Below are 26,702 nucleotides of genomic sequence, written 5' to 3' on the forward strand. Positions count from 1 at the left end.
GGGAGCGGTTGATCTCGGGTTCATATTTACTGGCCCTGGTGACCGCCGATTTTAGGTTGTCAGAGACCACGGCCTTGGAAACGCCCCCATAAAACCACATCATGTTGTTCATGCAGTGGACAAGGTCCTCACGTTTCTGGCTCCAACATGCCTCTACATAGGTATACAGGCTGAAGGGAAGCACGGCCACAAAGACTTCTGCCTTTTTGACTTCCCCGGTATCACGGTCCACAACTTCCATCCTTGTGCCCGCAAAATCGATGAACACCTCGTGGCCGGGAAGGTGCTCAAGCTTCATGGAGCCCTCTGCATTGGGATATTTTCTATGGTAATGCTCCATGAACTGCGTATAGCTGTAGGGACTGTCCACCAGCTGCCTGTACTCCTGGTAATGGTGCAAAAAGGTAAACCCGGGATGCTTTCTAGCTGCTTTTCCCCGTTCAAAATAACGCATCAGGGCATCAAACCTGTCATTCTTTATGGTGGTGCGGGAAGGGAACAGCTCCCTTAATTTAGTGTTGGTAAGGGACATGACCTCATCCACTTCGTAGTCCGAGGCTGCAAGCCAGGAGATGTACTGGTTGACCGTATTGCGGGAAATCCCCAGCACGGCACCTATCTTCCGGTTGCTGAGCCCGTCCCTGTGTAAACTGAAAATCTGCTTTATATCCATGGGATCAAGTACGTTGGCCATATCGCTCTTTTCTTCAGGCGATATAGCAGGTTAAACTTGATCTTTCAAAAGTGGCACGGTTCGAACCGAAATCTGAACTCGAAATGGCACGGTTTAAACCGAAAGGCCTGGCACAGTTTGACCGAAAAGGGTGGCACAATTCAAACCGTTATATCCATGGGTTGAAACTTAAAACAATTGGAGTGATTATTACGATGCTAATACTTCATTTAATTGTTAAATATGGAATCTAAATCAAATATCACAACTGGGTAAAGTATGCCACTCCACCCTACTATCCTGGAAATTTGTAATTCTCTTCTTGTAAGCCAACCATTCTTTTGACCGGCTTCCTCAAAAATATTAGGGCAGGCTATCCAATGATGTTTTAACGCAATCTTGATAGTCTTAAGAAAATAGTTTATTTTTTTGCCTAGATTACGTTTAAAATCCTTTACGTTATCAGAAATGAACGAAATCGCAGATGTAATAAGAACTCTCAAGGAAGGAAATCACAATCAAGTGGTAACCCTGAAACCTGCTGTGTCCGAATCTGACATACTGAGTTTCGAACAACGACTAAACTTACGACTTCCGACCGAACTAAGAGAGTTTTATAGATTTTCAAACGGTTTTGAAACAGAGGAACTCCTATTTCGGATACTCCCTCTTGAAGAAATACTCGAACAAAAGGACGAATACGAAAAGGATGAATTTTATATCGCTGAATACCTTATTTACAGTGACATCTGGACGCTTCGAGTTAACAAACTAACGGGCCAACTTTCAATTTACAATTCTGATCATTCAAGCAGACATTGGATGTTTTTAACGAACTCCTTCTCCGAATTTATAACAAGATTTCTGAACTATGGACTTTTTGAGGAACATGGACTATATGATTGGGTAAACGAAGAAAAAGCTGATAGTCGAGTAGGTAAAGGGGAATTTCACCCCTAAACCTCTCACTACCTGTCCCGCCATAGCGGGAGAACCGTATCCCGCAGGTCTGCTGGACAGGCTGTGAACCTCTCGATTGTCCATAATGAATCTTTTCCAATTGTTTTCACGAATGCTATGGCATTTCATACGGCTCTTATTATGCAGTCGGTTAATAATCCATTAAGTTAGACTAATTTGTATCCCATCCCTCAGTGATAGAACAGGTTTGGATAAGAGACAGTAACTTGGTGAAGTATGCCCCCCGTCTGAGTGAGTATGACACTCCACCCTACTATCCTTGGAATTTGCAATTCCCTTCTTGTAAGCCAACCATTCTTTTGACCGGCTTCCTCGAAAATATCAGGGCAGGCTATCCAAGGATGTTTTAACGCAATCTTGTTAGTCTTAAGAAAATAGTTTATTTTTTTTTGCCTAGATTGCGTTTAAAATCCTTTACGTTGGCATTAATGGTGAAAATCCGCTTCCAAAAGAAATTACCAACTAAAAAACCATAAATTTATTCCATATAAAAAAGAAATGGACAAACGATTTATAGACATCATTCAGCTCATAAAGCAGTCTAGAACAAATGCCATAAGAGCCGTAAACGCTGAACTGATTAACCTTTATTGGAACGTTGGCGAACATATCAGCCAAAAAATTGAAAAATCGGAATGGGGCGATTCTGTAGTAACTGAACTTGCCAAATACATTCAACAAACAGAACCCGAAATAAAAGGCTTCTCCGACAAGAACATATGGAGAATGAAGCAATTTTATGAGACTTACAAGGATTTCCCAAAACTCTCAACACTGTTGAGAGAAATAAGTTGGTCACACAACTTGGCTATTTTTTCTAGGTGCAAGACCGTCGAAGAAAGAGAGTTTTACTTAAAACAGGCTAAACAAGAAAATTACAGTTTCCGTGAACTTGATCGCCAAATTTCCGCCAGCCTTTTCGAACGGACAATGATTGGAAACTCAAAACTCTCGACAGCGTTGAGAGAAGGCAAACAGGACCTTACGGACACTTTCAAAGACAGTTATGTGTTTGAATTCTTAAACCTGTCAGAGCCACACAGCGAAAATGACTTGCAGCGTGGACTTGTAAGGCAAATGAAAAAATTCATACTCGAACTTGGAAAAGACTTTTTGTTCATAGGAGAAGAATACAGATTGCAAGTTGGCAACAACGATTTTTTCATCGACTTGCTCTTCTACCATCGCGGACTGCAATGCTTGGTGGCATTTGAACTCAAGGCGGATAAATTTAAGCCCGACCATTTAGGACAACTGAATTTTTATTTGGAAGCCTTAGACCGAGACATAAAGAAGCCGAATGAAAATCCGAGTATCGGAATATTGCTGTGTAAAGACAAAGACAGCGAAGTCGTTGAGTACGCCTTGAGCAGAAGCTTATCACCAACAATGGTTTCGGAATACAAAACACAACTTCCAGACAAGAAACTTTTGCAACAAAAATTACACGAACTGTTTGACAATGAGAGCGGCGAAAAATAACCAGTACTAATAACTAAGCATTCGTGTGGCCGGAAAGGCCGAACCTACCAAAATTCGGCAGGCAGGCCTGAATGCAGTGTTGAACGAGTGGTGCTGGGAAAAGGATAATTACGGGGAAAGCTTTTTCCCCTTTTGTATTTTTGGAGGTTCGGGATCAAAAATTACGGTATTTTTGGAACTTGTTGGTTTCTTTTTGGCAGTGTTTAGGTTTTTCTTTGTATGGCTTATAGACATTTGGACAGCTTTACAGGCTGTTTTTTGGTTTTTGGGCATAGGTTTCCCCTTACCCCCTTTGGTGTACCGACGGTTGTTTTCTGATTTTGTTCACCCAAAAGGTTGGTGGCCCCCTTTGGTCGAAGCGTGCCACTGTATGCAGCGTGCCGGTCCTGCAGCATGGGCATTTCCTGAACAGGGAAACGGTACCCTCAGCTTCTTCAAGGGCCACTTCGCCGATCTGGCTGTCTATAGTGGCCTTGTGGTCTTTCTTGAAGGCCGATGCCAGGATGCCGTAATGCCGGATGCGGGTAAATCCCTTGGGCAGGATATGGAGGGAGAACCTCCTGAGGAACTCTCCTGCTTCCAGTTCACAGGTTTTCCTTTTTCCCTGTTGCCGGTAGTCCTTTACCGAGAAGCGAACCTTTCCGTTCTGGAAGCCCCAGGCTGAGTGGAGTATGCCACTCCCCCTTCTATCCTTGGAATTTGTCTTTCCAGTGACAAAAAACTATATCCATAAAGACCTCGTCAAAGCCGAGGCTTTTTGTTTTGGGGGATGGGTAAAAACACCCTAAGTGAGCTTATCGAAGTGGATTACTACTAGGCAATTATTGTACTTGTTTTTGGGCATTGCAAATGCCTTTTATTTAAAGGTCCAGATTGCAAATCTGGACCAGCAAAGATAAATCCCCTTGGAACCAGATTCTGGCGTGCCGATGGCACTGGGTTACGAATCCAAGTGTTCAATCAACTGAAAATAGGATATAGGAAGGAAAACAGACCGGAGACGGGAGATTTAAGATGGGAGATGGGAGAGTCAGAGACTCAATTTTAATTGTCCCGCAGCTCAACTAAAGGGACAACCGGTATCAGCTTTATGTCAGGTGACGACAAACCTTTTTTATTGAATAACTTTAAATCATCCGCTGTAATCACTCCTTAAAAACAGCCTTAGGGCAATATAAAATTCCCACAGCTATTTCCTCCCCGACTATTCCCCATACAAGTGGACTTATCATCCAATTACTTGTTTGCAATAACAACTAATCATTGAAATAGTAGGATAGAAACAATTTAATTAGAAGCTCCATAAATTATTTTGAATAAATATTATAACAATTAAAACAAATCCATTATTTTTTATAACTTAAAATATGAATATTACTGTTTTTTCACCAATACCTAACACACATTTTAATGCTTATGTTACAATTAAATTTTCAACTATGAAAATCTTCTTAATTTTCACACTTGCCCTATTGCTCATATCCTGCAATCAAGAAAAGGGCGACTCAAACGATGGGAAGGAAAGCGATAAGCAAGGAAAGGTTTTGCCCTATCCTGAACAAGCGTTCAATGGAAAAATCGGGAAGAGTTTTGAAGACTCCGAGGAGGACTATCCGCAACCTTTTGAAGCGCCCGAAGGAGCCCCCAATGTAATTGTCATCCTATTAGACGATGTAGGTTTCGGACAAGCGGGAATTATGGGTGGACCGGTTCCTACTCCGGCAATGGATCAATTAGCAAAAGAAGGGTTAACCTATACCCGATTTCATACCACCGGAATATGTAGTCCCACAAGAGCTGCGCTATTGACAGGTAGGAATCATCATCAGGTAGGTTTTGGCACTATTTCCGAATTGTCAACAGGGTACCCAGGTTATAACAGTATTTGGGGAAAAGATGTAGGAACAGTAGCGGAGGTATTGAAACAAAATGGTTACAGCACTGCTGCTTGGGGAAAATGGCATAATACGCCAGACTGGGAAACCAATCCCATTGGACCATTTAACCAGTGGCCAACAGGTTTAGGTTTTGAGTATTTTTATGGATTCCAAGGTGGAGAAACTAATCAATATTACCCACAGCTTTTTAAAAACACCATCCCTGTGGAACCAAGCAAAAGTCCAGAAGAAGGATACCACCTGACAGAAGACCTCACCGATGATGCCATTTCCTGGGTAAGCCAACAGCGATCCATCAATCCAGACAAACCTTATTTCATGTACTTTGCTACTGGAGCTACCCATGCCCCATTACATGCTCCAAAGGAATGGATTGACAAGTTTAAAGGTAAATTTGATGAAGGATGGGATGCCATGCGCGAACATACCCTTGAGCGCCAAAAGAAACTGGGTATTGTACCAGAAAACACAAAACTAACGGCTAGACCAGAGTCCATTCCATCCTGGGAAAGTTTAAGCTCAGATGAAAAGAAGTTATTTGCCCATCAAATGGAAGTATTTGCCGGATTTTTGGCACATACAGATTATTGGACTGGGAAATTGATAAAAAGTGCCAGAAGCCTTCCAGGAGGCGAAAACACCATGATTATTTATATTATTGGAGATAATGGTTCGAGTGCAGAAGGAAGTATGACAGGGACATTAAATAATATGATGACTCAGAATGGTTTTCCTGATAATGTGGAAAGACAATTAAAAGAAATGGAAAATTTAGGTGGACCAGAACATGAAAATCATTTTGCTGTGCCATGGTCATGGGCAGGTAGTACCCCATTCCAGTGGATGAAACGTGTACCTTCCCATTTTGGAGGAACCCGAAACGGCATGATTGTTTCTTGGCCTGCCTCCATAAAAGCTAAAGGAGAAAAAAGAACCCAATTTCACCATGTCATTGATATTGCTCCCACTATTTATGAGGCTGCACATATCGAAATGCCAATACGTATCAATGGCGTGGACCAGACACCATTGGCGGGAGTGCCTATGAATTATTCATTCTCAGATGCCAATGCTGAGGATACCCGCACTACTCAATATTTTGAAACAGGAGGACATCGTGCCATTTATCATGATGGCTGGGTGGCCGCATCATTTCATGGTGTCCCTTGGCAATTATCAGGATCTATAGGATTTGAGGATAACGAATGGGAATTATATAATATTGAAGAAGACTTTTCCGAGGCTGTTGATATTTCAAAAGAGCATCCTGAAAAGCTGGAAGAGCTAAAAGCTATTTTTGATCAAGAAGCAGAAAAATTCGATGTCTATCCACTGGATGATCGTTTTGTGGAACGGGCTACAAATCCCAACCGACCATCTGTAGTTAGAGGTAAAACCGAATTCACTTATTTATCCGGAACTACAAGAATTCCAGAAGGCAGTGCTCCTCCCGCATATTCACGTACACATACTATTTCTGCTAAAATTGATTATTCCAGGGGAGATGAAGGAGTTATCGTAGCCAATGGCGGTACCTCTGCTGGGTATACTCTATTTATCAAAGGCGGAAAGTTAATTTATCACTATAACTTCTTTCATTTAAATCACTATGAAGTAGCATCTTCAAGCCTACCTGAAGGCAATTTGGAAATTCAAATGATTTACAGTCAAGAGTCAGATGAACCAGGTGGTGGTGGTAATGCTCGTTTATTTGTTAATGGTAATGAAGTCGGAGATGGAATGATCGATAAAGTAGTTCCGTCTCGGTATTCGGCAACAGAAACAATGGATATCGGAATGGATTTAGGATCTACTGTTTCCACCGATTATAAAACACCATTTGCATATACTGGTAATATTGAATACGTGAAATTTCATCTAGAATAATATTGAGTTGTGTATTGTTTATTGATAATATATTCCCCAGAAAGGGTGGAGTATTCCACTCCACCCTTCTATTCTGGAAATTTGTAATTTCAATAAAAAACTAAAACTTAAAAAGCCTCGTCAAAGCCGAGGCTTTTTTGTTTTGGGGGATGGGTAAAAATAGCCTAGGTGGGGTATTTGTGGGGAATGGGGAGATGGTTAGTTTTAATGATTGATAGAATAAAAGTATATGTCTATTTGCTTCATTGCACCTGCCAAATTAACTTGGGTCCTAGCTTATTTTTAAGCTTTCCCACTTTTTCCATTGATGAAAAAGTTGGCAAAAAATCTAGGCCGGTGGAGCCTTCTTCAAATTGAACTGATTACAGTTTCGATCAGAACAATTTTCCTCAATTTGATTTTGGAACACTTGCTATGGGCTAAAAATGAGTGGATCTCGCTCGTCCACTTCGCAAGCTAACTCATTTTCTTAACGCCCTCCGCAACCATTCCAAAACCGAATGCTCCAAAGGCCGGAATACCTGATTTCGTAGAGTAATCCACTTCCCCCTACTATCCTGAAATTTTTAATTCCAGTAAAGAAGAACCTTATCCACGAAGACCTCGTCAAAGCCGAGGTTTTCTTGTTTTAGGGGGATGGGTAAAAACACCCTATATGGAGGAAGTAATTAAAAATAGAGACATTAAAAATTTGGTATTAAGGCTGAGGACAACCTATTGTATTTCATTTTGGGCATTGCAAATGCCTAGTATTTATAGGTCCAGATTGCAAATCTGGACCAGCAAGGATGTTTTAACAGCAATCTTGATCGTATTAAGAAAATAGTTTATTTTTTTGACTAAATTAAGGTTAAAACACTTTAGGCTAGCAGCAATTCGGTTTTGGAAACTAAAAAATAAATTAATCTGATTATCCGCTATGATGCCAGTAACCATAAAACCTTTGCTCAAGTGGTCGGAAGACTAAAGCAATTGATACTTTCATCAAAAGGATCGTTTCGATTCGCTTTTAATATTTGCTGGTGCAATTGCGGATATACATATAGATTAATAATATATCGGAACTTGTTATAAAAATTTTAAAATTAAAAATAAGGGATATGAATACATTGGACTTAAGTAATACAATATTTAAAAAACTCTTATCCTTCTTTCAAACGATCGTATTTTGTTTTATTCAATTACAGGTGGTGGCTCAAGTAGAAAAACTAAGCCCTGAAACCCCGCTTCCTTTGGTTAGCAATGAGGTGTATCAAGCTCTTGCCCAATTTTTGGAGTATGATAGAAATATCCCACTAGATGACAGAATTATTTCAAAGGATGAATTTGAAGGAAGTACAAAAGAGAGTATTGTTTTTACAGGAGTTAATAATAGTAAAGTACCGGCTTATTTGATTATTCCAAATGATGGATCAGCTACACATCCTATTGTATTTTTAATTGATGGCATTTATGGTTCAAAAGATCGTTGGTTACAGGATGATAGTTGGCCCAAAGGTGGATTAGTAACAAAGTCATTACTAAATAAGGGCTATGCTGTAATGACATTGGACGCTGTTTACCATGGTGAAAGGTCCTACGAAAATGACTTTATACCACCACCTTGGCCACGTCAATTTCCATATCAGGCTAGACAAGTGTTTTTAAATACAGCGATAGAGTATAGACGTGCCATTGATTATATATCAACACGTAATGATATTGATACAACTAGGATAGGTGTCATGGGCTTAAGCATGGGCGGACTTATAACATTTGAATTAACAAGCGTCGATACAAGAATTAAATCAGCAGTTGCAGGATTAACCCCTGTTTGGAAGGCACGAGAATTTCAACCCTGGTTACCTTCCACTTATGCAAGTCATATCAAGTGCGGTTCTTTTCTCATGTTTATGGGAAATGAAGACCCAGTATACACCATAGAGGATGCACATCTATTATTTGATTTAATCCCAATAGATCAAAAGGAATTTGTTGAATACAATGTTGGTCATGAACCACCTATTGAATATGCAAAAAAAGTAACAGACTGGTTTTTGAAAAACCTTTAGTAGAGATAATAATAGTTGAATATAACTGCTGTTAATCGAGTAGCCCGACCTGAGCTATGAGCTCACAGCCTGTCCCGCCTAAGCGAGAGTGGGCGTACGCCACGTCGCACACGGTCTCACACCACCGTATTCCGCATAGGCTGGACAGGCAGTACGAGTCTGATCCCTCCCACTACCCGGCTCCTTCGCCAATAATGTCCAGTGGACATTTTCTTTATGCTTGGCCCCAGTTCACTGGATTGTAGGTTGTGCCTGTCTGCAGCCAAGGTAGGTTTTTGAATAATAGGGGACAAACCGACTAACTTTAAATCATTAGGATAGGCTGTCCAAGGATGTTTTAAGAGCAATCTTGATTGTCTTAAGAAATAGTTTATTTTTTTGCCTAGATTACGTTTAAAACACTATACGTTAGCCTTCACTAGGAAAACTAAAGTAAACAATTATGAAAAAGATATTGATAATAGCTCAATTAGTATTCTTAATATTGAGTAGTAGTTGTAAAGACAAACAGCCAGCTAACGGAACTTACGAAGTAATTAATATACCAGCCCATTCATTAAAAAATAATCTTATAGGAACCGACACCATTCAACAAATTGGAGTATATCTACCTCCTTCTTATCATATTTCAAATAAATCATATCCGGTGGTTTATTTTTTACTTGGTCATGCTACCAAGGTAATGGAAAACAGCCCTGAAATTTTTAAAATCATGGAACATGAAACATCTCAGGAAATGATATATGTTCAAATGTCAGGGTATAACTTTTACAAAGGGAGTATGTATGCTAATTCACCTGTGATTGGCAATTGGGAAGATTATGTAACCTTGGATGTGATATCGTTTATGGATAATAATTATAGAACGATACCTGATAAAGCATCCCGAGGACTGGCAGGTCACTCCATGGGAGGTTTAGGAGCGTTTAACATCAGTTTAAATCACCCAGATAAGTACTCTTGTATTCAATTAATGAGTCCTGCTATTAGCGCAGGTGATGATATAATAAATTGGATGTTTTCGAATGATTCCATAGTTATGTCATTGAAAAGTCTATCTTATAAAATGGAAGGTATTCATGATCATTATACTGAAAACCTAACGAGGGCAATGAATGAAGTTGGTGATTTGTGGCTTGGTGTAGGTTATGGTGTAGCATTTTCTCCGGATGCCGGTAAATCATTACTTATGGATTCGCCATTTTACTATAAAGATGATGGTACCTTTGAAAAAAATGAATCCGTTTGGGAACTATGGAGAAATGGAGCAGGAAATATACCGGGAAAGGTTAAAAGATTTGAGGAAAATCTAAAAAGCTATACCTATTACGGCATGGATGTGGGATACTATGATCAATTAGGATTTAATGTAAGAGCTGTAAAAGAACTTTCATCTTATATGACGGAAGAACATATACCGCATTCAGTACATATCTTTAATGGTGACCACTACAATAGAATGAATGAGAATTTGGAATATCGGATAATGCCTCAAATGTCTATTTTCCTTCAAGTACAGCAATAGTTACTATCAAACTAACCTTTCAAAAATAAAAACAACGAACCGCTAGTCGAGTAGGTAAAGGGGAATTTCACCCCTAAACCTCTCATCCCGGTGGACCGGGATACGTGAACATCTCGATTGTTCATAATGAATCTTTTCCAATTGTTTTCACGAATGCTTTGGCATTTCATACAGCTTGTCCCGAATTTATTTCGGGGGCTCTTATTATGCAGTCGGTTGATAGTCCATTAAGTTAGACCAATTTGTATCCCATCTCCCAGTGATAGAACAGTTTTGGATAAGAGACAGTAACTTGGTGAAGTATGCCACCCGTCTGAGTGAGTATGCCCCTTCCCCCTATTATCCTGAGAATTCAAAATTCCTGTAAAAAAACTAAATCTTAGAAGACCTCGTCATAGCCAAGGCTTTTATGTTTTGGGGGATTGGAGGAAATACCTTAAGTGGGGGATTTGTTTGGAATGGGGAGATGGTTAGTTTTAGTGGTGGATAGAATAGAAGTATATGTGTATCCGCTTTACTGCATGTGCTCAAATTAACTTGTGTTCTCGCTTTCTTGTAAGGTTTCCCACTTTTTCCATTGATGAAAAAGTGGGCAAAAAATCTAGGCCGGTGGAGCTTTCTTCAAATTGAGCTGATTACAGTTTCGATCAGAACAATTTCCCTCAATTTGATTTTGGAACACTTGCTATGGGCTAAAAATGAGTGGATCTTGCTCGTCCACTTCGCAAGCTAACTCATTTTCTTAACGCCCTCCGCAACCATTCCAAAAGCGAATGCTCCAAAGGCCGGAATACCTGATTTCGTAGAGTAATCCACTTCCCCCTACTATCCTGGAATTTTTAATTCCAGTAAAGAAGAACCTTATCCACGAAGACCTCGTCAAAGCCGAGGTTTTCTTGTTTTAGGGGGATGGGTAAAAACACCCTATATGGAGGAAGTAATTAAAAATAGAGACATTAAAAATTTGGTATTAAGGCTGAGGACAACCTATTGTATTTCATTTTGGGCATTGCAAATGCCCTGTATTTGCTGGTCCAGATTGCAAATCTGGATCAGCAAGGTCGTTTCAATAGATGTAGCAATATCCAAAAGATACTTTTTGATATTATGCTGCATAAAGAAGCTGCTTGGTTTTTTCTACACCCTCAATAAAGTAAGGATTGCTTAAAGACCTTTCTGTAATTAGATCAACCTTACGGGAAAATAGTTTCTCCAAATCCTCATGTAAATTAAAATAATTGTCCGTGTACTTTTCGATAGACATCTCTTTGAAAGAAACCAATATATCGATATCACTAGATTCATTAAATTGATCAGTTGAGGCAGATCCAAAAATATACATGGTTTTGACGCCATAATTTTGGCACAAAGCCGTCAAAGCTTGTTTATTATTTTTTATAATATCAACCATATTGTAAAAGTTATACTCAAATATAAGAAATAAAGTTTTAAATGATTGCTGAGTTTTGGGTGTAAGAAGCCGGGATGAGTAATTCCAGAAACTAATAACTTTATCCACGAAGACCTCGTCAAAGCCGAGGCTTTTTTGTTTTTGGAGGATGGGTAAAAATACCCTATATGGCGGAAGTAATTAAAAATAGAGACATTAAAAATTTGGTATTAGGGCTGAGGACAAACTATTGTATTTCATTTTGGGCATTGCAAATGCCTCATATTTATAGGTTCAGATTGCAAATCTGAACCAGCAAGGATTTTAAGAGCAATCTTGATTGTCTTAAGAAATAGTTTATTTTTTTGCCTAGATTAAGGTTAAAACACTTTAGGTTGTAGTGCATTTAACGATAAAATTCATATACTAAAGGAAGATGAAAAAGCAAACCATATTCCTACTTCTAATAATAAGTTCTTTTGGAAATTGCTTTAGTCAAAATGAAAACGACAACAGCTTCAAAAGCAAATTTATTGAGGTAAACGGACTTCAGACCCATTACCTTGATTTTGGTGGCGAAGGGATTCCGGTAATTCTGTTACATTCGGAGGCATGGGATGCCTATACATATAAGGATTTTGGTCCACTTCTAACTCAAAACAATAAAGTATTAGCAATTACAAGACCTGGATACGGCAAATCGGATAAAGGGAATTACTCGGTGCAATATCAAGGAGATCATTTAATTGCATTTATTAACGCACTGAAAATTGATAAAGCAGTCATCATTGGAAATTCATCAGTCACCTCTGAACTAACTTACCTTGCAGAAAATTATCCTCAAAGAATATCCGGAGTAATTTATCTAAGTGGTCTTGCAGGTGCTTGGGGTGTAAACAATTCAGATCCGTACAAAGCTGATGAAATGTTTAGTAGATCAAGTCCAGTAGCAAATTCAGAGAAAAATGATAGAGAAGCTATTACTAAGGCAAGGGAATCTTATCAACCAAAACATGCTAAATCTGATTCTATTAAAATTGAGGTTCCAGCTTTAGCTTTTATTGCTCAAAATGGAAGACAAGGTCATGAGAAAGGAGTGGCAATATTAGTTTTTGTAGGATCAAAATTAATGGAAGATGTGAGACAAACTTTTCCACCATCTGCACTAAAAACTCACTTAGACCGAATGGCAAGTGATTCATTATATAGATTAGAGCAAATTAATAATATCAATGATTCATTAGCGCGAGAGTACTTTCTCAACTTAGCGGCAGATACTATTTTACAAAGAGAAATTTATGATTATCATATGGAAAACATTTATCCTTCAACTATAGAGTCACAGAACAAATTTATAAATGCATTTGGTGACTACCTAAAACTTGTAAAACTCGATGTTCCTCAAATAGTAGGATATGAGTATCGAGATAATCCTGAATTGATTATTAATTATATTAAAAAATTTCTTGATCAACTGCACTAATCACAAGCCTTTTTGAAGTTAAACGCACTACAACCACGTTTACCGCAAATAACAGGTTTCATATAAAAGGAACTAAATTAGTTTCCATAATCAGCCAAACCGTAAGCAGGCAAATCCGCAACCATAATTCCGCGTCACTTGTCTTTAACCGGGCCGTTGAAAAAAAACGCTAGGTGTAGTCTGTGACACCTAGTCAGGGCAACTATATTCCTGAGGAAGGAATCAGAAAAAGATATACAAGAGCCATCCTTACTTTTCGATACCATATTCTGCCTATAAACCAGTACGTGCAAAATTGTGGATATACATAATAAATAATTTGGTACAGAGACTGAGGGAAAACTATTGTATTTCATTTTTGGGCATTGCAAATGCCCAGTATTTATAGGTCCAGATTGCAAATCTGGACCAGCAAGGACTATAAGTAATTGCTTGTTCTCACCTACTTCTGAAAATCTGCGCGGATTTTCAGTTTGGTGTGTACTTGTAAAATTAACCGCTACTCCACGCAACTACTCATAGCCTAGACCGTTCTATTCAATTATAAAAAACAACTCTTTGAAACATTTAACACTTTTACTTCTCTTAATAACCTCTCTTGGTTGCAAACAAAATTCTAAATCTGAATTAACCGCTTTGATTTCAGATAAAAGTTCTATCCCAGAACGAACTAAATTAAATCAAGGCCTGCTTAAATATGTAAAATTCAGTGCTGATACCCTTGCTTTAAAAAATGTGACATTCTTTGATGGAAATGGAAATCCTGCTAAAGAAAACCAAACCTTGATTGTTGTAAACGGATATTTTCAATCAATTGGACAAAGTTCAGGCATTGATATCCCTAAGAATGCAACTATATTAAATCTAAAAGGAAAAACTATTATTCCAGGAATTGTTGGCGTTCATAACCATCTTCATATTCCACGATTTCCCTTTGTTGGAGATATCGCATCAAAATTATACCTAGCTTCTGGAGTAACAACAATTCAAACGTGTGGTTCAGCATCACCGGAACAGGATGTTGAACTCTCCAATAAAATAAATAAAGGCGAATCTCTTGGCCCTAACATAATAACAAGTGGTCCATTTTTTACTGGAAAAGGAGGAAATCCCAATATGATTATTCCGAAAAATGAAAAACAGATTAGAGATACTATTGAGTATTGGACTAGAAAAGGAGTTAGCTGGTTTAAAGTTTATCGCAATACAACACCAAGTGATTTAGAAATCATCATCAAAGAAGCACATAAACGAAATGCGAAAGTAACAGGGCATTTATGTTCAATCACCTTTGAACAAGCTACAAATCTGGGAATTGATGGAATAGAACACGGACTGAATAGCACAAGCGATTTTAGAAAAAACAAGACATTCGGCATTTGTGATGGCTCAAGAGAATATATGGATGAGTTAACTATTAATAGCGAGGAAGTTAAACGGCTTCAGCAATTGATGGTTGACAACAAAGTCTTCTTGACTTCAACCCTGGCCATATACGAAGCGAGTATTCCAAATAGAGCCTATGCAGATGAACGCACTTTAAGGGCAATGTCGCCATTTTTACTTTCGCAATATCGTGAAAGAAGAAATAATTATGACACCCAGAAAACAAGTGATAACATAAGGGAGAAAAGGCTAAAACGAATAATGGAATTTGAATACCAATTTTTTAAAATGGGGGGAACTTTAACGGCAGGAGTTGATGCAGGAAGACACGTACTCCCAGGTTTTGGAGACCAAAGAAATTTTGAACTATTAAAAGAAGCTGGATTTACAACCGAGGAGGCAATTAAAATTATGACAAGCAATGGAGCGGGAGTACTTTCAAACCCCGAAATAGGTACAATTGAAAAAGGTAAAAAAGCTGATTTTATAGTTATTGAAGGAAATATTGAAAAAAATATACGAAATATTGAATTCGTTTTTAAAGACGGTTATGGGTATAACACAAAATTAATTTTAGAGGAAATGGACGGGAAATTTGGAGAAGAATAACTGCATAGAGTCGAGTAGGTAAAGGGGAATTCCACCCCCAAACCTCTCACCACCTATCCCTCCATAGCGGGAAAACCGTATCAAGCAAGTCTGCGGAACAGGCTGTGAACCTCTCGGTTCATATGGCTCTTATTATGCAGTCGGTTAATAGTCCATTAAGTTAGACCAATTTGTATCCCATCTCCCAGTGATAGAAAAGAATTTAAATCGATAATTTCAAAATGCCAAAATACCAATTTGACGTATCTCAATATACATAGTTATTTACATTAGCATTAAAGCAGATCGGTGCGAACAGTGAACGATTATACCATTTATAACTTTTCTATGTATATGTCCACCTCCGAAATGGTCATATAAAATTTACAATAAAATATTGTTTATTACCGATTATAAGTTGTTTATTTATAAACACTTTTTACTTACTTCTTCCAAAGCTGTTTTGGAAGTTTGATGGGACACTGCTAAGACCTTTATTTATCTAACCAATAACCGAAAGGGATCAGTACCTATTGTTTGGACTAAGTGCATAAAATAACTCTGTTTAATAAATCAAATATTTTACAAGAACATCTCAAGAAAATCAGCAGTAATCACTAACCATTAGATTAAAACATGAACAACCAACAGATCGAATCCCTTAGTTTATCAATAATTGGAACAACTTCCGCTCAGCTACCTCCACCCTGGAGTACCGGGGCAGGAGTGGTAGTAAAAGTCCTTTCTGAACTTTTTGGATTGTTTGGCAAATCCTCTCCAAATATCAGTCAGCTTATTCAACAGGCAGTTCAAGACCTTGAAAACTTCTGGGAAAACAACCAAATACAAAATGGTCAAGATTCCATTAACGCATTTTTGAGTTGGTACCAGCAGAATCTAAATAATCAGAGCCCAATAGATTCTCCGGAAGACAAGGATTATATAGTAAATTCCCTTTTACCCATACTATCCAATCAGCTGGATCCTTCTTTAAAAGATAGTGGAATATCTCAGTTGTACATGTTATCCGACCCAAGGTTTTTAAATGCCAATATCTGTACTAACCCTGGTGATAATACTGCATTGAATGTTTTGGTTTTATGTATTTCAGCGCTCTGTAGTACCCGACAAATGATGATGCTATTAAATGCCAAACTGGCCTCTTTTGGAATGCCAAAACCAGACATTAGTCCTGATTCATTAAATGATGATACACAGTTCCAATCATATATGACCGATTGGATGGATATACAAAATTCCTTTGATTTGTTTGTCAATGGTAACGGAGAGCCCATTCCAGAAGGTGCAAACTATCAGGAAAGTGCACAATTTATTGGCTGGGCAGGTGCAATAAGCAAATACTTAAACGACTGGCTGGCTTACAGGGAAGGTCAGGTACAAACGACAAGTAAAGTTGTCCGTGGCGCAGATATAGGCTGGGTTTTTTGGGTTACTGACCATTGTACTGGTAATCAACAAGCCAGTGATTTAGGATGGACAAAAGAACAAGCAGAACAATGGGCTGTTTACACGAGAAATCAAATGATTGCTCCTTTTCAGGGAATGATAACTGGTGTACAAAATGTTGTTAATCAATGGAAGGAAATGGTCACTCACTGGAAGTCTTTACTTCCCTTGGGCCAACCTTCTCAAAGCTCAATTGAAATTACTTCTTGGGGAGAAGAAGCCACTTCCGAAAGCCATTGGTACGGAGTGGAACAGGTTAGGTATGGTGTGAGTTTTACCAATGAGAATGGACCTTCATTGAGAAGTGATTGGAGTGGAGCTTGGGTAGATACCAATGGGAAATCAAATCCTACAATTAGCGGTTTACCAACTTTGAAGGCTGGTCAAGGCACCAGACAGATATGGAGGCAATTCAAAATATCTGGAGACCAAAATTCCATTCCTTTAGGAACACCCATGATTGTAGAGAATGATTCGGGAGAATCATCCATTCTTAAAGATGCTTCAACCCTTGTGGTTTAGTATTTATTATTTTAACCAAATAGGCTTTTTTAGACCATTAGAAGGTGTACATCTCTATAAGAACAGGCTGGGTATAATTTGTAGTTGGGCCCAGCCTATTCGTAGATACTATGTTTCGCCCTTGCTTACTATTCATCTTGCCTAAGATGCTTATCACATTTGATAGCAGTGTGACTAAGTATAACACCATCCTATCCATGGAATGTGTAATTCCAGATTACGGATTGTTTTGCTAATAGAGCTGGGAACTTATCCCCCGACTGGATGAATTATGCCCCCCTTCTATCCTGGGAATTTGTGATTCATGAGACTAAAAACCTTATCTATGAAGACCTCGTTAAGGCCGAGGCGTTTTTGCTTTTGGGGGATGGGTAAAAATACACTAGGTGGGGTATTTGTTGGGAATCGGGAGATGGTTAGTTTTAGTGGTGGATAGAATAGAAGGAATTGAAAATAGAGATATAAATAATTTGGTTATAAGGCTAAGGGCAAATTATTATATTTCATTTTTGGGCATTGCAAATGCCCTGTATTTATAGGTCCAGATTGCAAATCTGGACCAGCAAAGTTCGTGAAGTATGCCACCCGTCTGAGTGAGTATGCCCCTGCCCCTCCTATCCTTTGAATTATTGATTCCTGATTTTGGAATGAGGCTTGCCTAATTTATACAGGGAGCAGGCTAACCGGTTAAACCCTAATAATCGGGACAAGCTGTCCAAGGATGTTTTAAGCGCAATCTTGATCGTCTTAAGAAAATAGTTTATTTTTTACCTAGATTGCATTTCCCCTTTTTTGGCTTGGTGACAAGTGAAAGAGCGATACCAAATTGAAAACAATAGCTAAAGGATATCAAATGAATAAATCGACAATAGAAGAAATTAAGCAAAGGTTTGACAAAGATGTAGATAGATTTTCCAACCTAGATACAGGCCAAGTTTCAACTATAGATGCAAAAATTTCATTGGAGCTTATTACAGAAGCATCAAAAAGAATTGTTCCGAATGCTGAAAATCTATTGGACATAGGTTGTGGAGGAGGGAATTATACCTTAAAGATGTTAACAAAGATTGGAAACCTAAACTGTACAATGGTTGATTTAAGCAAGCCTATGTTAGATAAGGCATTTGAAAGAGTATCTCAAAAGACCAATAACAATGTGACTATTTTACAAGGCGATATTAGAGAAGTAGCATTACCTGAGAATTACTATGATATTATTTTAGCAGGAGCAGTTTTACATCATTTAAGAGATGACAAAGACTGGGAAACAACATTCAACAAGCTTTTTAAGCTACTAAAGCCCGATGGATGCTTAATGATTTCGGACTTAATCACACAGGATACAGAACTACTTAATGAGTATACTTGGGAAAGGTTATGGCGACTATCTAGAGTCATTGAACGGAAAGGAGTATCGGCAAAAAGTTTTAGACTATGTGGAGAAGGAAGATTCCCCAAGGTCAATGAATTATCAATTAGACCTAATGAAGCATGTTGGGTTTAGAAAAGTTGAAATTCTACATAAAAACATGTGCTTTGGTGCATTTGGTGGGATTAAATAGAAAAGCTAATTGGCCGATGTACGAAACACCAACAGGCAGTAGAGTAAACAGCCCAGAGCCATAAACCCACCCGTTGGTCCTACCCCCGACTGGTTGAATTATGCTCCCTACTATCCTGGGAATTGGTAATTCCAGTAAAAACAACGATACCTTAGAAGACCTTGTCTAAGTGGAGGCTTTTTTGCTTCAGGGAATAGGTAAAAATACCCTAAGTGGGGGAAGTAATTGAAAATAGAGACATTAATAATTTAGTACAGAGACTGAGAGCAAACTATTGTATTTCATTTTTGGGCATTGCAAATGCCTTGTATTTATAGGTCCAGATTGCAAATCTGGACCAGCAAGGATATACCTATATGTCAAACACTTGTCTTTGATATATTGATAAAATTCGATATATTATTCTAAACAAGTCCACACCATCATGTCTACTCAAAAGATTAATGCTAGTTTAATTGAAGATCTTAGCCAAAAGATTAGGGGAACCATAACACTACCGGAAGATCCTAACTATGATGAAGAACGAAAGGTATATAATGCAATGATTGACAAGCGACCAGGAATGCTTGTGAAATGTGTGGATGTTGCTGATGTGATTGCGTGCGTAAATTTTGGTAGAGAAAACAATCTATTAATCGCCATAAGAGGTGGTGGTCACAATGGTGGTGGTCTGGGTATTTGCGATGACGGATTGGTGATCGATTTATCAGGGATCAAGTTTGTCCATGTAGATACCTCCGACAATACCGTTCGGGTGGGTGGAGGAAACCTATGGGGAGAAGTGGACCATGCAACCCATGCTTTTGGACTTGCTATTCCTGCAGGAATTATCTCTACCACTGGAGTTGGAGGATTAACACTGGGCGGAGGAATTGGCTATCTTGCAAGAAAGTACGGCCTGACCATAGACAACTTGTTAGAAGCTGACATGGTATTGGCTGATGGATCCTTTGTAACGGTAAACGCCAAACAACATACAGATTTATTCTGGGCCATCCGAGGGGGAGGTGGAAATTTTGGGGTTATAACCTCTTTTAAATTTCAAGCTCATAAAGTAAAAACTGTTTTTGGAGGTCCTACTTTGTGGCCTATTGAAAAAACAGACGAAATAATGAAATGGTACCAGGATTTCATCCATAAATCCCCAGATGAGTTAAATGGGTTTATCGCCACTTTGGAAATTCCTGGTCCACCATTCCCTGAGGCCTTACACCATAAGCAATTCTGTGGAATAGTGTGGTGCTATACTGGCGAGATGGATAAAGCCAAAGAGACATTCAAGCCTATCCTAGCTCAAAATCCTATATTTGAACACCTAGGTGAAATGCCTTACCCTTCTATTCAGACCTTATTTGACGGATTGTTTCCTCCTGGGCTTCAGTGGTATTGGCGTGCAGACTTCTTCAATGAATTAGGGCCAGAAGTAAGAAAACAACATTTCAAATTTGGCTCTTCTATACCCACTCCGCTTTCTCAAATGCATTTATACCCACTCAGTGGGGCAGCTAGCAGAGTGGGCGCAGAAGATACCCCTTGGGCATACCGTGATGCCAAGTATGCAGGTGTCATTGTGGGGGTAGATCCAGATCCAGCAAACTCCAGTAAGATTACGAAATGGTGTAAGGATTATTGGGAATCCTTGCATCCGTATTCATCAGGAGGTGCATATTCTAATTTTATGATGGACGAAGGACAAGAACGTGTTCAAGCTAGCTATAAACATAATTATAGCCGTTTGGCCGAAATAAAAAAGCAATACGATCCTGAAAACCTTTTTAGTGTGAATCAGAATATTAAGCCGGCCATTTAATTTAACTGATTGATGAGTTTAGAATTCTTTTAGCTTCATTAATTTCAATTTCTGGGTTAATTTCTAGAAGACGATTCTTCGCCTCACCTATTATTTCCAATTCCCTAGGTAAAAGTTTGTTGGATTCATATTCTATAAAATCTCTTTCATCTCCAAGAAATTCTTTGAGGGTTTCTATTGAATATGGCAATATCCAAAAGATACTTTTTAACACTATGCTGCATAAAGAAGCTGTTTCGTTTTTTCCACACCTTCAAATAAAATAGGCACCTTGATGACTAAAAGTAAAAGTAGAAGCAGTAAGAATGGAACAGATCTAGGCTCATTTACGTCAGAAGACCATTGATACTAAGGTATAAGTCAGCACTGCTCTGAAAATTTATAACATAAATAGTTTTTCTATTAGGAGGTTGTTTCTACACCAAGGCGGATCGCATTGATGTATGACAATATGATTTCCTTCATTGGGAGGATCTGCCCTGCTTGAACATAGAAGCTTGATAGAGACTGCGGCATAGCAGGCCCCTCCCCTACCTGACGGCAAGGCAAGCCCAATATGACGTATTGAATTAACGGTGGGAGATTCTTTTGCTTCGTACCACGAAGAGGTAGAACATACGTAAATACAATATAATACCAAATCCTCAGGACCCTGAAGGGGAAAAAAAAGTCCTAGCTCAAGAATTGGAAAAGCTGAACAGCTTAAAAAGCAGTAAGGAATCAGCCCAGTAAGAAATGTTTTTATTTCCCCACAGTCCCTGTCTCGACATTTCCGGAACGTGTGTAATTAGCCAAGATCACTCCTTTTGAGGTGTAATTACATTCGGTCAACTTAAATGCTAAAGGGATCACTCCAAAGTCAAAAAGTTTTTTCCCTTTTCCCAAAGTCAAGGGGTGAATTTTGAGCCTTAGCTCGTCTACTAAATCATGGGCAAACAACAACTGAATAAGTTGGCCGCTGCCCCAAACCTGAATATCCTTTCCTTCAGTACCTTTCAGCTTTTGAATATCGGTAATAGACCTTAGGAACACAGAGTTTTTCCAGTCTGATTTTTCCCTTGTCCCTGAAAGGACGTATTTGACACCATCATTGATCTGTGGCCAAAAGTCTGCATGATCAGGCCAGTAATTCTCCCAAATCTCAAATGTTTTTCGTCCCAAAAGATAATCTACTTGTTCTCCCAGTTCTTTTGCCACCGCATCGTCATATGCTTCATCACCATAAGGGGCTACCCAGCCACCAAACTCAAAGCCACCGGAAGAATCTTCTTCAGGTGCGCCTGGCCCTTGTATTACACCGTCCACTGTTAGCATCGATAAAACAATTATTTTTCTCATTATAAAGGTCCTTTTGTTGGAATATGCAATCTATAAAAAAGTTAGATAACAGGCTGGATTATAAAAATGGGAATGGAATTTTGGTGTTGCGCCATGAATACCCAAGGAAAAAGTCAAAAACTACTGTCATTTAGATTCCTAACATTTAGAGTAGACATTCAAATCCTGATAAGGTAATTTAAGTCCTATAATAACTTTGAAAGCTTCGGCCCTTCGACAGGCTCAGGAACCTTAGGTTAAGAAGCCGGAACTCCCCGACTAGGTCCAGTCTGTAACTAAACCTTCCTATCCTTGGAATTTGCAATTCCAGTAGAAAAAACCATATCTTAGAAGACCTCGTCAAAGCCGAGGCTCTTTTGTTTTTGGGGATGGGTAAAATACCCCTTAATGTGGGGTGTTTTATTTAACCTAGGCATTTCTTAGAGAAAAACAGCATAAAACAACGAACAGCCAATATTGTAAAAGCGGAATATGTCATTAGAACTGAATTAAAATTTAAATGAAATTAAGAGAAAAAAAACCAGCTTTAATTCTTATAGATGTACAAAAAGCCTTTTTGGATGAAAACTATTGGGGTGGAAACAGAAATAATAAAAATGCTGAAATCATTTGCGGTAAGATACTAAATAAATGGCGTGAACTAAATTTGCCCATTTTTCATATTAGACATAGTTCTACAAACCCGGATTCGAAACTTAATCATCAAAACCCAGGATTTGGGTTCAATGAAAATGTTTTGCCCAAAGAAAATGAACCTATCATAACAAAAAATGTAAACAGTGCTTTTATCGGAACCAATCTAAAGGAACAATTAGATAAATTCAAGATTACAAGTCTAGTGATAGTTGGGATTACCACAAATCATTGTGTATCAACAACCACTCGAATGGCCGGAAACTTTGGTTACGATGTATATTTAATTGCTGATGCCACTGCAGCATTTGACCGAATTGGAATCAACGGAGAAAAATATGACGCTGAATTAATACACTTGACTACCCTCGCGAATTTAAATGAAGAATTTGCCACTGTTTGGAGTTCTGAAAAATTAATGAATGAAATATAAATAAGTCCCCCAACTGGGTGATGTATAACACTCTCCCCCCATCAGGTGTAGTCATAGACTGCACCTTCCTTTCCTTCCTAATGTGAGTGAATTTTGATTATTTGTTGTAATTTATCTGATGAAGTATAGGTGGAAGATTTAGGATTTAGCTATCCCAATTGTCCTTAGAGTTATATTTACATTAGGTTTACCAAACCAACATAAACTACATGTATATTGCATCAGGGAGGTAGTAGCTCATCGTTAAATCCTTATACCATACATTCTAGATGCAGCATCCAAGTATTGGTTTACAAAACAAAAAGTATTGAATTTTGGAAATTAGAATATTAAAATACCTCTCAAAGTATACTGCAATTACAGAGGAGTTAGAGAATGCTATTTATGAAAGTGCGTTTTTCAAAAGCTATAAAAAAGGGACCATTCTACTTAAGGAAGGTGATTTTTCTAATGAATGCTATTTTATATTGGAGGGATGTGTCAGAAGTTATTTTTTGAAAGATGGGGAAGAAAAAACCATAGAGTTTTATACAGAAGAACAAGTTGTTACACCAGCCAATTTTGGCAAACCAATACCTTCACCATATTACTTAGAATGCTTAGAGGATATAGTAGTAAATGTAGGTAATCCCACAGTGGAAAAAGAAATGTTTCAAAAATACCCGCAATTAGAATCCTTATCAAGGGTAATAGCTGAAGTAATTTTAACCAAGCAACAAGAATCATTTACTGAGTTTAAAACATCCAGTCCAGAAGAACGTTATTTGAATTTGCTGAAAACTAGACCAGATTTGCTCCAAAGAGCATCTCAACATCAAATTGCCAGCTACTTGGGGATTAAACCGGAGTCTTTAAGCCGAATTAAAAAAAGATTAATGAACAGATAAATTGCTTCTTAACTTAAGTCAATGCGTTCCTCATAAGACCATTCTATTTTTGTGATAAATAGTAATAAACAAAAATATCATGGCTCCAATCAGAAAAAAATCGATTATTGTAGGTGTATTATTAATTCTTAGCATAGTTGTAGGTATTCTTAGTATAGATCCAGTAATTGATGAGCTTAATAACCTGGAAAATATTTCCATCAAAGCTAATCCAATATTAATTAGAGCTTTCATGCAGTTTATCTTAGCCCTAATTTATGTTAGCATTCCTATGATACTATTTTCGGTACTGAATAAAATCAACCTCTGTCTAACAATTGGTTTTCTTGTTTTTAGAATTATTTCTGTAACATTTATTTTTATAGGTTGGTTAAGTATCCTATTACTATTGTCCTTGAGCCAAGATTTTTTCAAAGCAGGAAGTCCCGAATTATCGTATTTTCAAACATTAGATAATTTAATACGGTCGGGTAGAGATTTAATAAACCATGTGGCAATGCCCTTAATTCTGAGTGTGGGCAACCTCATATTTTATTCTATTTTGTATCAATCAAAACTTATCCCAAGGTCCCTATCTATATGGGGTCTTATTGCCACTGTGTTAGGCGGTATTATAGCAAGTCTACTGCTCATGTTTGGCATTATAGGTGTCATTACTCCTACTTATATTGCATTAGCCTTTCCGACAGCGTTGTTGGAAATAGTACTAGCAATCTGGCTCATTACAAAAGGATTTTCTATACAAAACTTTAATTTACAACGCACTGCATAATTCATAAAAGGGTCAGTGTACTCAAAAGTTTGAAGGTTTTGCAAAAGTAGTTAAAGATAAGCCGGAAAAAACAGGAGCCTTTTTATTAGTTCTTGGCGGTTTCAATCCAAATAAGATGGCTTTGAATTCGTTCCTTACTCTCTACGCATGTAGAATAGGCGGGAGTATAAAGCCTGCCAATTGACAGACAGGTTGGGAGCCCCTATATTAATTGTTCCAAATCACCGCTACATTAAAGACTGATAACCGCTAAAGGCTTATAAACGATTTTGGTTCTTTATTTAATTAGTCTCCTAAAACTTCAAACTCCATCTTAGACCAGTGCTGTATCCCATCAGAGGAGATACTGCTCACTTTAATTTCGTATTCTCCGGGTATCTGAGAAGTAGTAAACTTAATTTTTGCTTTTCCCTCTTCATCTACATGGATATTTTCATCCCAGAAAAGAATGGTCCTGAAATCAGGCAAACGGTCTTCCTCTTCTTTTAATGGACTATTAAACTTCCAGTCCACTGCTTGTTGAATTTTTGGATATTCAAGGTATAGTGCCCGGTCCGGGATGGGGAAACCACCAAAGTCGTTGTGGTAAGATTTAATATTGATCACTCCCTCAAAAATATTGTCAAGTATATAGAAATTCCTGTTTACCACCTCAATTCTTTCTATACTATCTGCACGATGTTTCCCTAGATCATCACTGTCAAAAACAGGCATGGCATCAATCAGCATCAATGGGTTATTTTTAAACATGCGATCTTCTGGAAAATTGGAAAGTTTAAAATGATATTTTCCCCCATTTTTCCTGACCATCACCGTAGGAACATACTCTTTTAAAGTAGTCGCCACGTCAGCAAAGCGATTATAATTATCCAAGTGATACGCTCTGTCAGCATCGAATCCTGTGATAATGGTCTGACCTATGCTTTCTTCAGGTTTAAAATAATAACCCGTTGTTGAGGAAGATATTACCATGTCATTTAATAAATCCATATCCTTTTCAGCAAGCTGCAATGGAGGAAAGGCTAAAAGTTCCTCATTTGGTGCTGGGGCAAAGGGGTGCTGGATGGACATACCAAATGGCACCGTATCCTGTTCAGTCTGGAGAAGCAAAAAATCATAATCTTTCATGGCCCCCATTTCAAAAAACACCTGACCATTTTTATTAGGCTTTCCTAAAAACAAATCCGATTTCTTCCCGTGGGCAGAGAGGAAATAAACCTGAGTAGTATCTATCTGAGAACCTGAGATAGCCCCTTTAATAATATGCCCCCTCAATTCAGGAATTAATTCATAACTTCTTGGCTGATGTATTTCAGTGTCTAGCCTTTTAACCTTCAAGTCTGGCAGGTATGGATTCTTTTTGCTTATCGAAATGCTCAGATCTTTACTTAAAGGAGCTGTTATGATAAGTTCAGCCTCTTCAGTTTGGGCCAGTGTTTCTTTACTTAAGCTCAACTTGATGGGGCTTTTGACACTTCTTTCTTCCCAAGCCTTTCCTATTTGTTGGCTACCTTGGGGAGGAATTTCGGGATTGATTACTGTGATCAAGCTATGGTGGTAATGATTTTCATTCCCCAAGCTACTGGCCAACCTCGAATACACCCTGAGGAGGTAATGGTCTGAAGGAATCCCTGTAGGGATTGTTAGGTATGCGTTAGCCTTACCTGATTCCAAGGGAATGATGGTTCCAGTCATCCTTTCACCTTCCCTGCTTATCAAATCCGCATAGGCCATTTTTGAAAAGGTAGGCTTATCATGCGATCTAATATCCACCGAAAAAGGAACAGTTTCTCCCGTGACTGCAATGGATTTACTTTTATGTATATAAACCTGCTCAGAAAAATCATAGAGCTTGGTCTCTTGCAAAGCCAATGCAAGAGATAGTTTGCAACAAAGGAGTGGGAATAAATAAATAAAAATTCTCATGTTCTATA

At 38.3% G+C, this 26,702-nt stretch carries 18 protein-coding genes and 2 pseudogenes; 13 read left to right on the forward strand and 7 right to left on the reverse strand.

The window, feature by feature from the left end:
- A pseudogene (locus KMW37_RS16555) lies at positions 1-694 on the reverse strand (DDE-type integrase/transposase/recombinase); the annotation flags it as partial.
- Between the two features lie 447 nt (positions 695-1,141).
- On the opposite strand from KMW37_RS16555, the gene KMW37_RS16560 reads away from it, so the two are divergent.
- Together KMW37_RS16560 and KMW37_RS16565 are read left to right on the forward strand one after the other, a co-directional pair.
- Positions 1,142-1,633 (forward strand): SMI1/KNR4 family protein, encoded by a 492-nt coding sequence (locus tag KMW37_RS16560; RefSeq protein WP_215225772.1) that lies wholly within the window; start codon positions 1,142-1,144, stop codon positions 1,631-1,633.
- A gap of 519 nt (positions 1,634-2,152) precedes the next feature.
- Positions 2,153-3,136 (forward strand): PDDEXK nuclease domain-containing protein, encoded by a 984-nt coding sequence (locus KMW37_RS16565; protein ID WP_215225773.1) that lies wholly within the window; start codon positions 2,153-2,155, stop codon positions 3,134-3,136.
- A 283-nt stretch (positions 3,137-3,419) separates the two neighbouring features.
- On the opposite strand, the pseudogene KMW37_RS22665 reads toward KMW37_RS16565, so the two are convergent.
- Positions 3,420-3,803, reverse strand: a pseudogene (locus KMW37_RS22665) (transposase); the annotation flags it as partial.
- Between the two features lie 772 nt (positions 3,804-4,575).
- Between KMW37_RS22665 and KMW37_RS16575 the strand changes: the two are divergent.
- Both KMW37_RS16575 and KMW37_RS16580 read left to right on the forward strand, forming a co-directional pair.
- On the forward strand, positions 4,576-6,921 hold the full coding sequence (locus tag KMW37_RS16575; RefSeq protein ID WP_215225774.1) for an arylsulfatase: 2,346 nt from the start codon (positions 4,576-4,578) through the stop codon (positions 6,919-6,921).
- A gap of 1,100 nt (positions 6,922-8,021) precedes the next feature.
- Positions 8,022-8,972, forward strand: coding sequence for an alpha/beta hydrolase (locus KMW37_RS16580; RefSeq protein WP_215225775.1), 951 nt, complete (start codon positions 8,022-8,024; stop codon positions 8,970-8,972).
- Between the two features lie 116 nt (positions 8,973-9,088).
- Here KMW37_RS16580 and KMW37_RS16585 read toward each other — a convergent pair whose 3' ends face one another.
- Positions 9,089-9,319, reverse strand: coding sequence for a hypothetical protein (locus KMW37_RS16585; RefSeq protein ID WP_215225776.1), 231 nt, complete (start codon positions 9,317-9,319; stop codon positions 9,089-9,091).
- A 95-nt stretch (positions 9,320-9,414) separates the two neighbouring features.
- Between KMW37_RS16585 and KMW37_RS16590 the strand changes: the two genes are divergently transcribed.
- Positions 9,415-10,497, forward strand: coding sequence for an alpha/beta hydrolase (locus KMW37_RS16590; protein WP_215225777.1), 1,083 nt, complete (start codon positions 9,415-9,417; stop codon positions 10,495-10,497).
- 987 nt (positions 10,498-11,484) lie between these two features.
- Here KMW37_RS16590 and KMW37_RS22560 read toward each other — a convergent pair.
- Together KMW37_RS22560 and KMW37_RS16595 are read right to left on the reverse strand one after the other, a co-directional pair.
- Complete coding sequence (locus KMW37_RS22560; RefSeq protein ID WP_262898203.1) at positions 11,485-11,613, reverse strand: hypothetical protein; 129 nt, start codon at positions 11,611-11,613, stop codon at positions 11,485-11,487.
- Positions 11,603-11,908 carry a nucleotidyltransferase family protein gene (locus KMW37_RS16595; RefSeq protein ID WP_215225778.1) on the reverse strand — a complete coding sequence of 102 codons (306 nt, stop codon included), beginning with the start codon at positions 11,906-11,908 and terminating at the stop codon, positions 11,603-11,605. The genes KMW37_RS22560 and KMW37_RS16595 overlap by 11 nt, the downstream gene beginning before the upstream one ends.
- Before the next feature lie 415 nt (positions 11,909-12,323).
- Between KMW37_RS16595 and KMW37_RS16600 the strand changes: the two genes are divergently transcribed.
- The 5 genes from KMW37_RS16600 (at position 12,324) to KMW37_RS16620 (ending at position 20,705) form a co-directional block, all read left to right on the forward strand.
- Positions 12,324-13,370: an alpha/beta fold hydrolase gene (locus KMW37_RS16600; RefSeq protein WP_215225779.1), complete on the forward strand. Its 1,047-nt coding sequence runs from the start codon at positions 12,324-12,326 to the stop codon at positions 13,368-13,370.
- A 558-nt stretch (positions 13,371-13,928) separates the two neighbouring features.
- Positions 13,929-15,365 (forward strand): amidohydrolase family protein, encoded by a 1,437-nt coding sequence (locus KMW37_RS16605; RefSeq protein WP_215225780.1) that lies wholly within the window; start codon positions 13,929-13,931, stop codon positions 15,363-15,365.
- 615 nt (positions 15,366-15,980) lie between these two features.
- Positions 15,981-17,333: a hypothetical protein gene (locus KMW37_RS16610; protein WP_215225781.1), complete on the forward strand. Its 1,353-nt coding sequence runs from the start codon at positions 15,981-15,983 to the stop codon at positions 17,331-17,333.
- An 853-nt stretch (positions 17,334-18,186) separates the two neighbouring features.
- Positions 18,187-18,837, forward strand: coding sequence for a class I SAM-dependent methyltransferase (locus KMW37_RS16615; RefSeq protein ID WP_246581541.1), 651 nt, complete (start codon positions 18,187-18,189; stop codon positions 18,835-18,837).
- 482 nt (positions 18,838-19,319) lie between these two features.
- Positions 19,320-20,705 (forward strand): FAD-binding oxidoreductase, encoded by a 1,386-nt coding sequence (locus tag KMW37_RS16620; protein ID WP_215225782.1) that lies wholly within the window; start codon positions 19,320-19,322, stop codon positions 20,703-20,705.
- 741 nt (positions 20,706-21,446) lie between these two features.
- On the opposite strand, the gene KMW37_RS16625 is transcribed toward KMW37_RS16620, so the two are convergent.
- Positions 21,447-22,043, reverse strand: coding sequence for a dihydrofolate reductase family protein (locus KMW37_RS16625; protein ID WP_215225783.1), 597 nt, complete (start codon positions 22,041-22,043; stop codon positions 21,447-21,449).
- Positions 22,044-22,542: 499 nt separating this feature from the next.
- Here KMW37_RS16625 and KMW37_RS16630 point away from each other — a divergent pair, with 499 nt between their 5' ends.
- From KMW37_RS16630 to KMW37_RS16640, 3 genes are all read left to right on the forward strand, one after another.
- Positions 22,543-23,109, forward strand: coding sequence for a cysteine hydrolase family protein (locus KMW37_RS16630; RefSeq protein ID WP_215225784.1), 567 nt, complete (start codon positions 22,543-22,545; stop codon positions 23,107-23,109).
- 314 nt (positions 23,110-23,423) lie between these two features.
- Entirely contained in the window at positions 23,424-23,996 is a 573-nt protein-coding gene (locus KMW37_RS16635) for a Crp/Fnr family transcriptional regulator (RefSeq protein WP_215225785.1), read from the forward strand.
- 79 nt (positions 23,997-24,075) lie between these two features.
- Entirely contained in the window at positions 24,076-24,768 is a 693-nt protein-coding gene (locus KMW37_RS16640; RefSeq protein ID WP_215225786.1) for a DUF4386 domain-containing protein, read from the forward strand.
- A gap of 285 nt (positions 24,769-25,053) precedes the next feature.
- On the opposite strand, the gene KMW37_RS16645 is transcribed toward KMW37_RS16640, so the two are convergent.
- Positions 25,054-26,694 carry a hypothetical protein gene (locus KMW37_RS16645; protein ID WP_215225787.1) on the reverse strand — a complete coding sequence of 547 codons (1,641 nt, stop codon included), beginning with the start codon at positions 26,692-26,694 and terminating at the stop codon, positions 25,054-25,056.
- Positions 26,695-26,702 lie beyond the last annotated feature (8 nt).

This window comes from Echinicola shivajiensis, from assembly GCF_018642165.1.
Taxonomy (GTDB): Bacteria; Bacteroidota; Bacteroidia; order Cytophagales; family Cyclobacteriaceae; genus Echinicola; species Echinicola shivajiensis.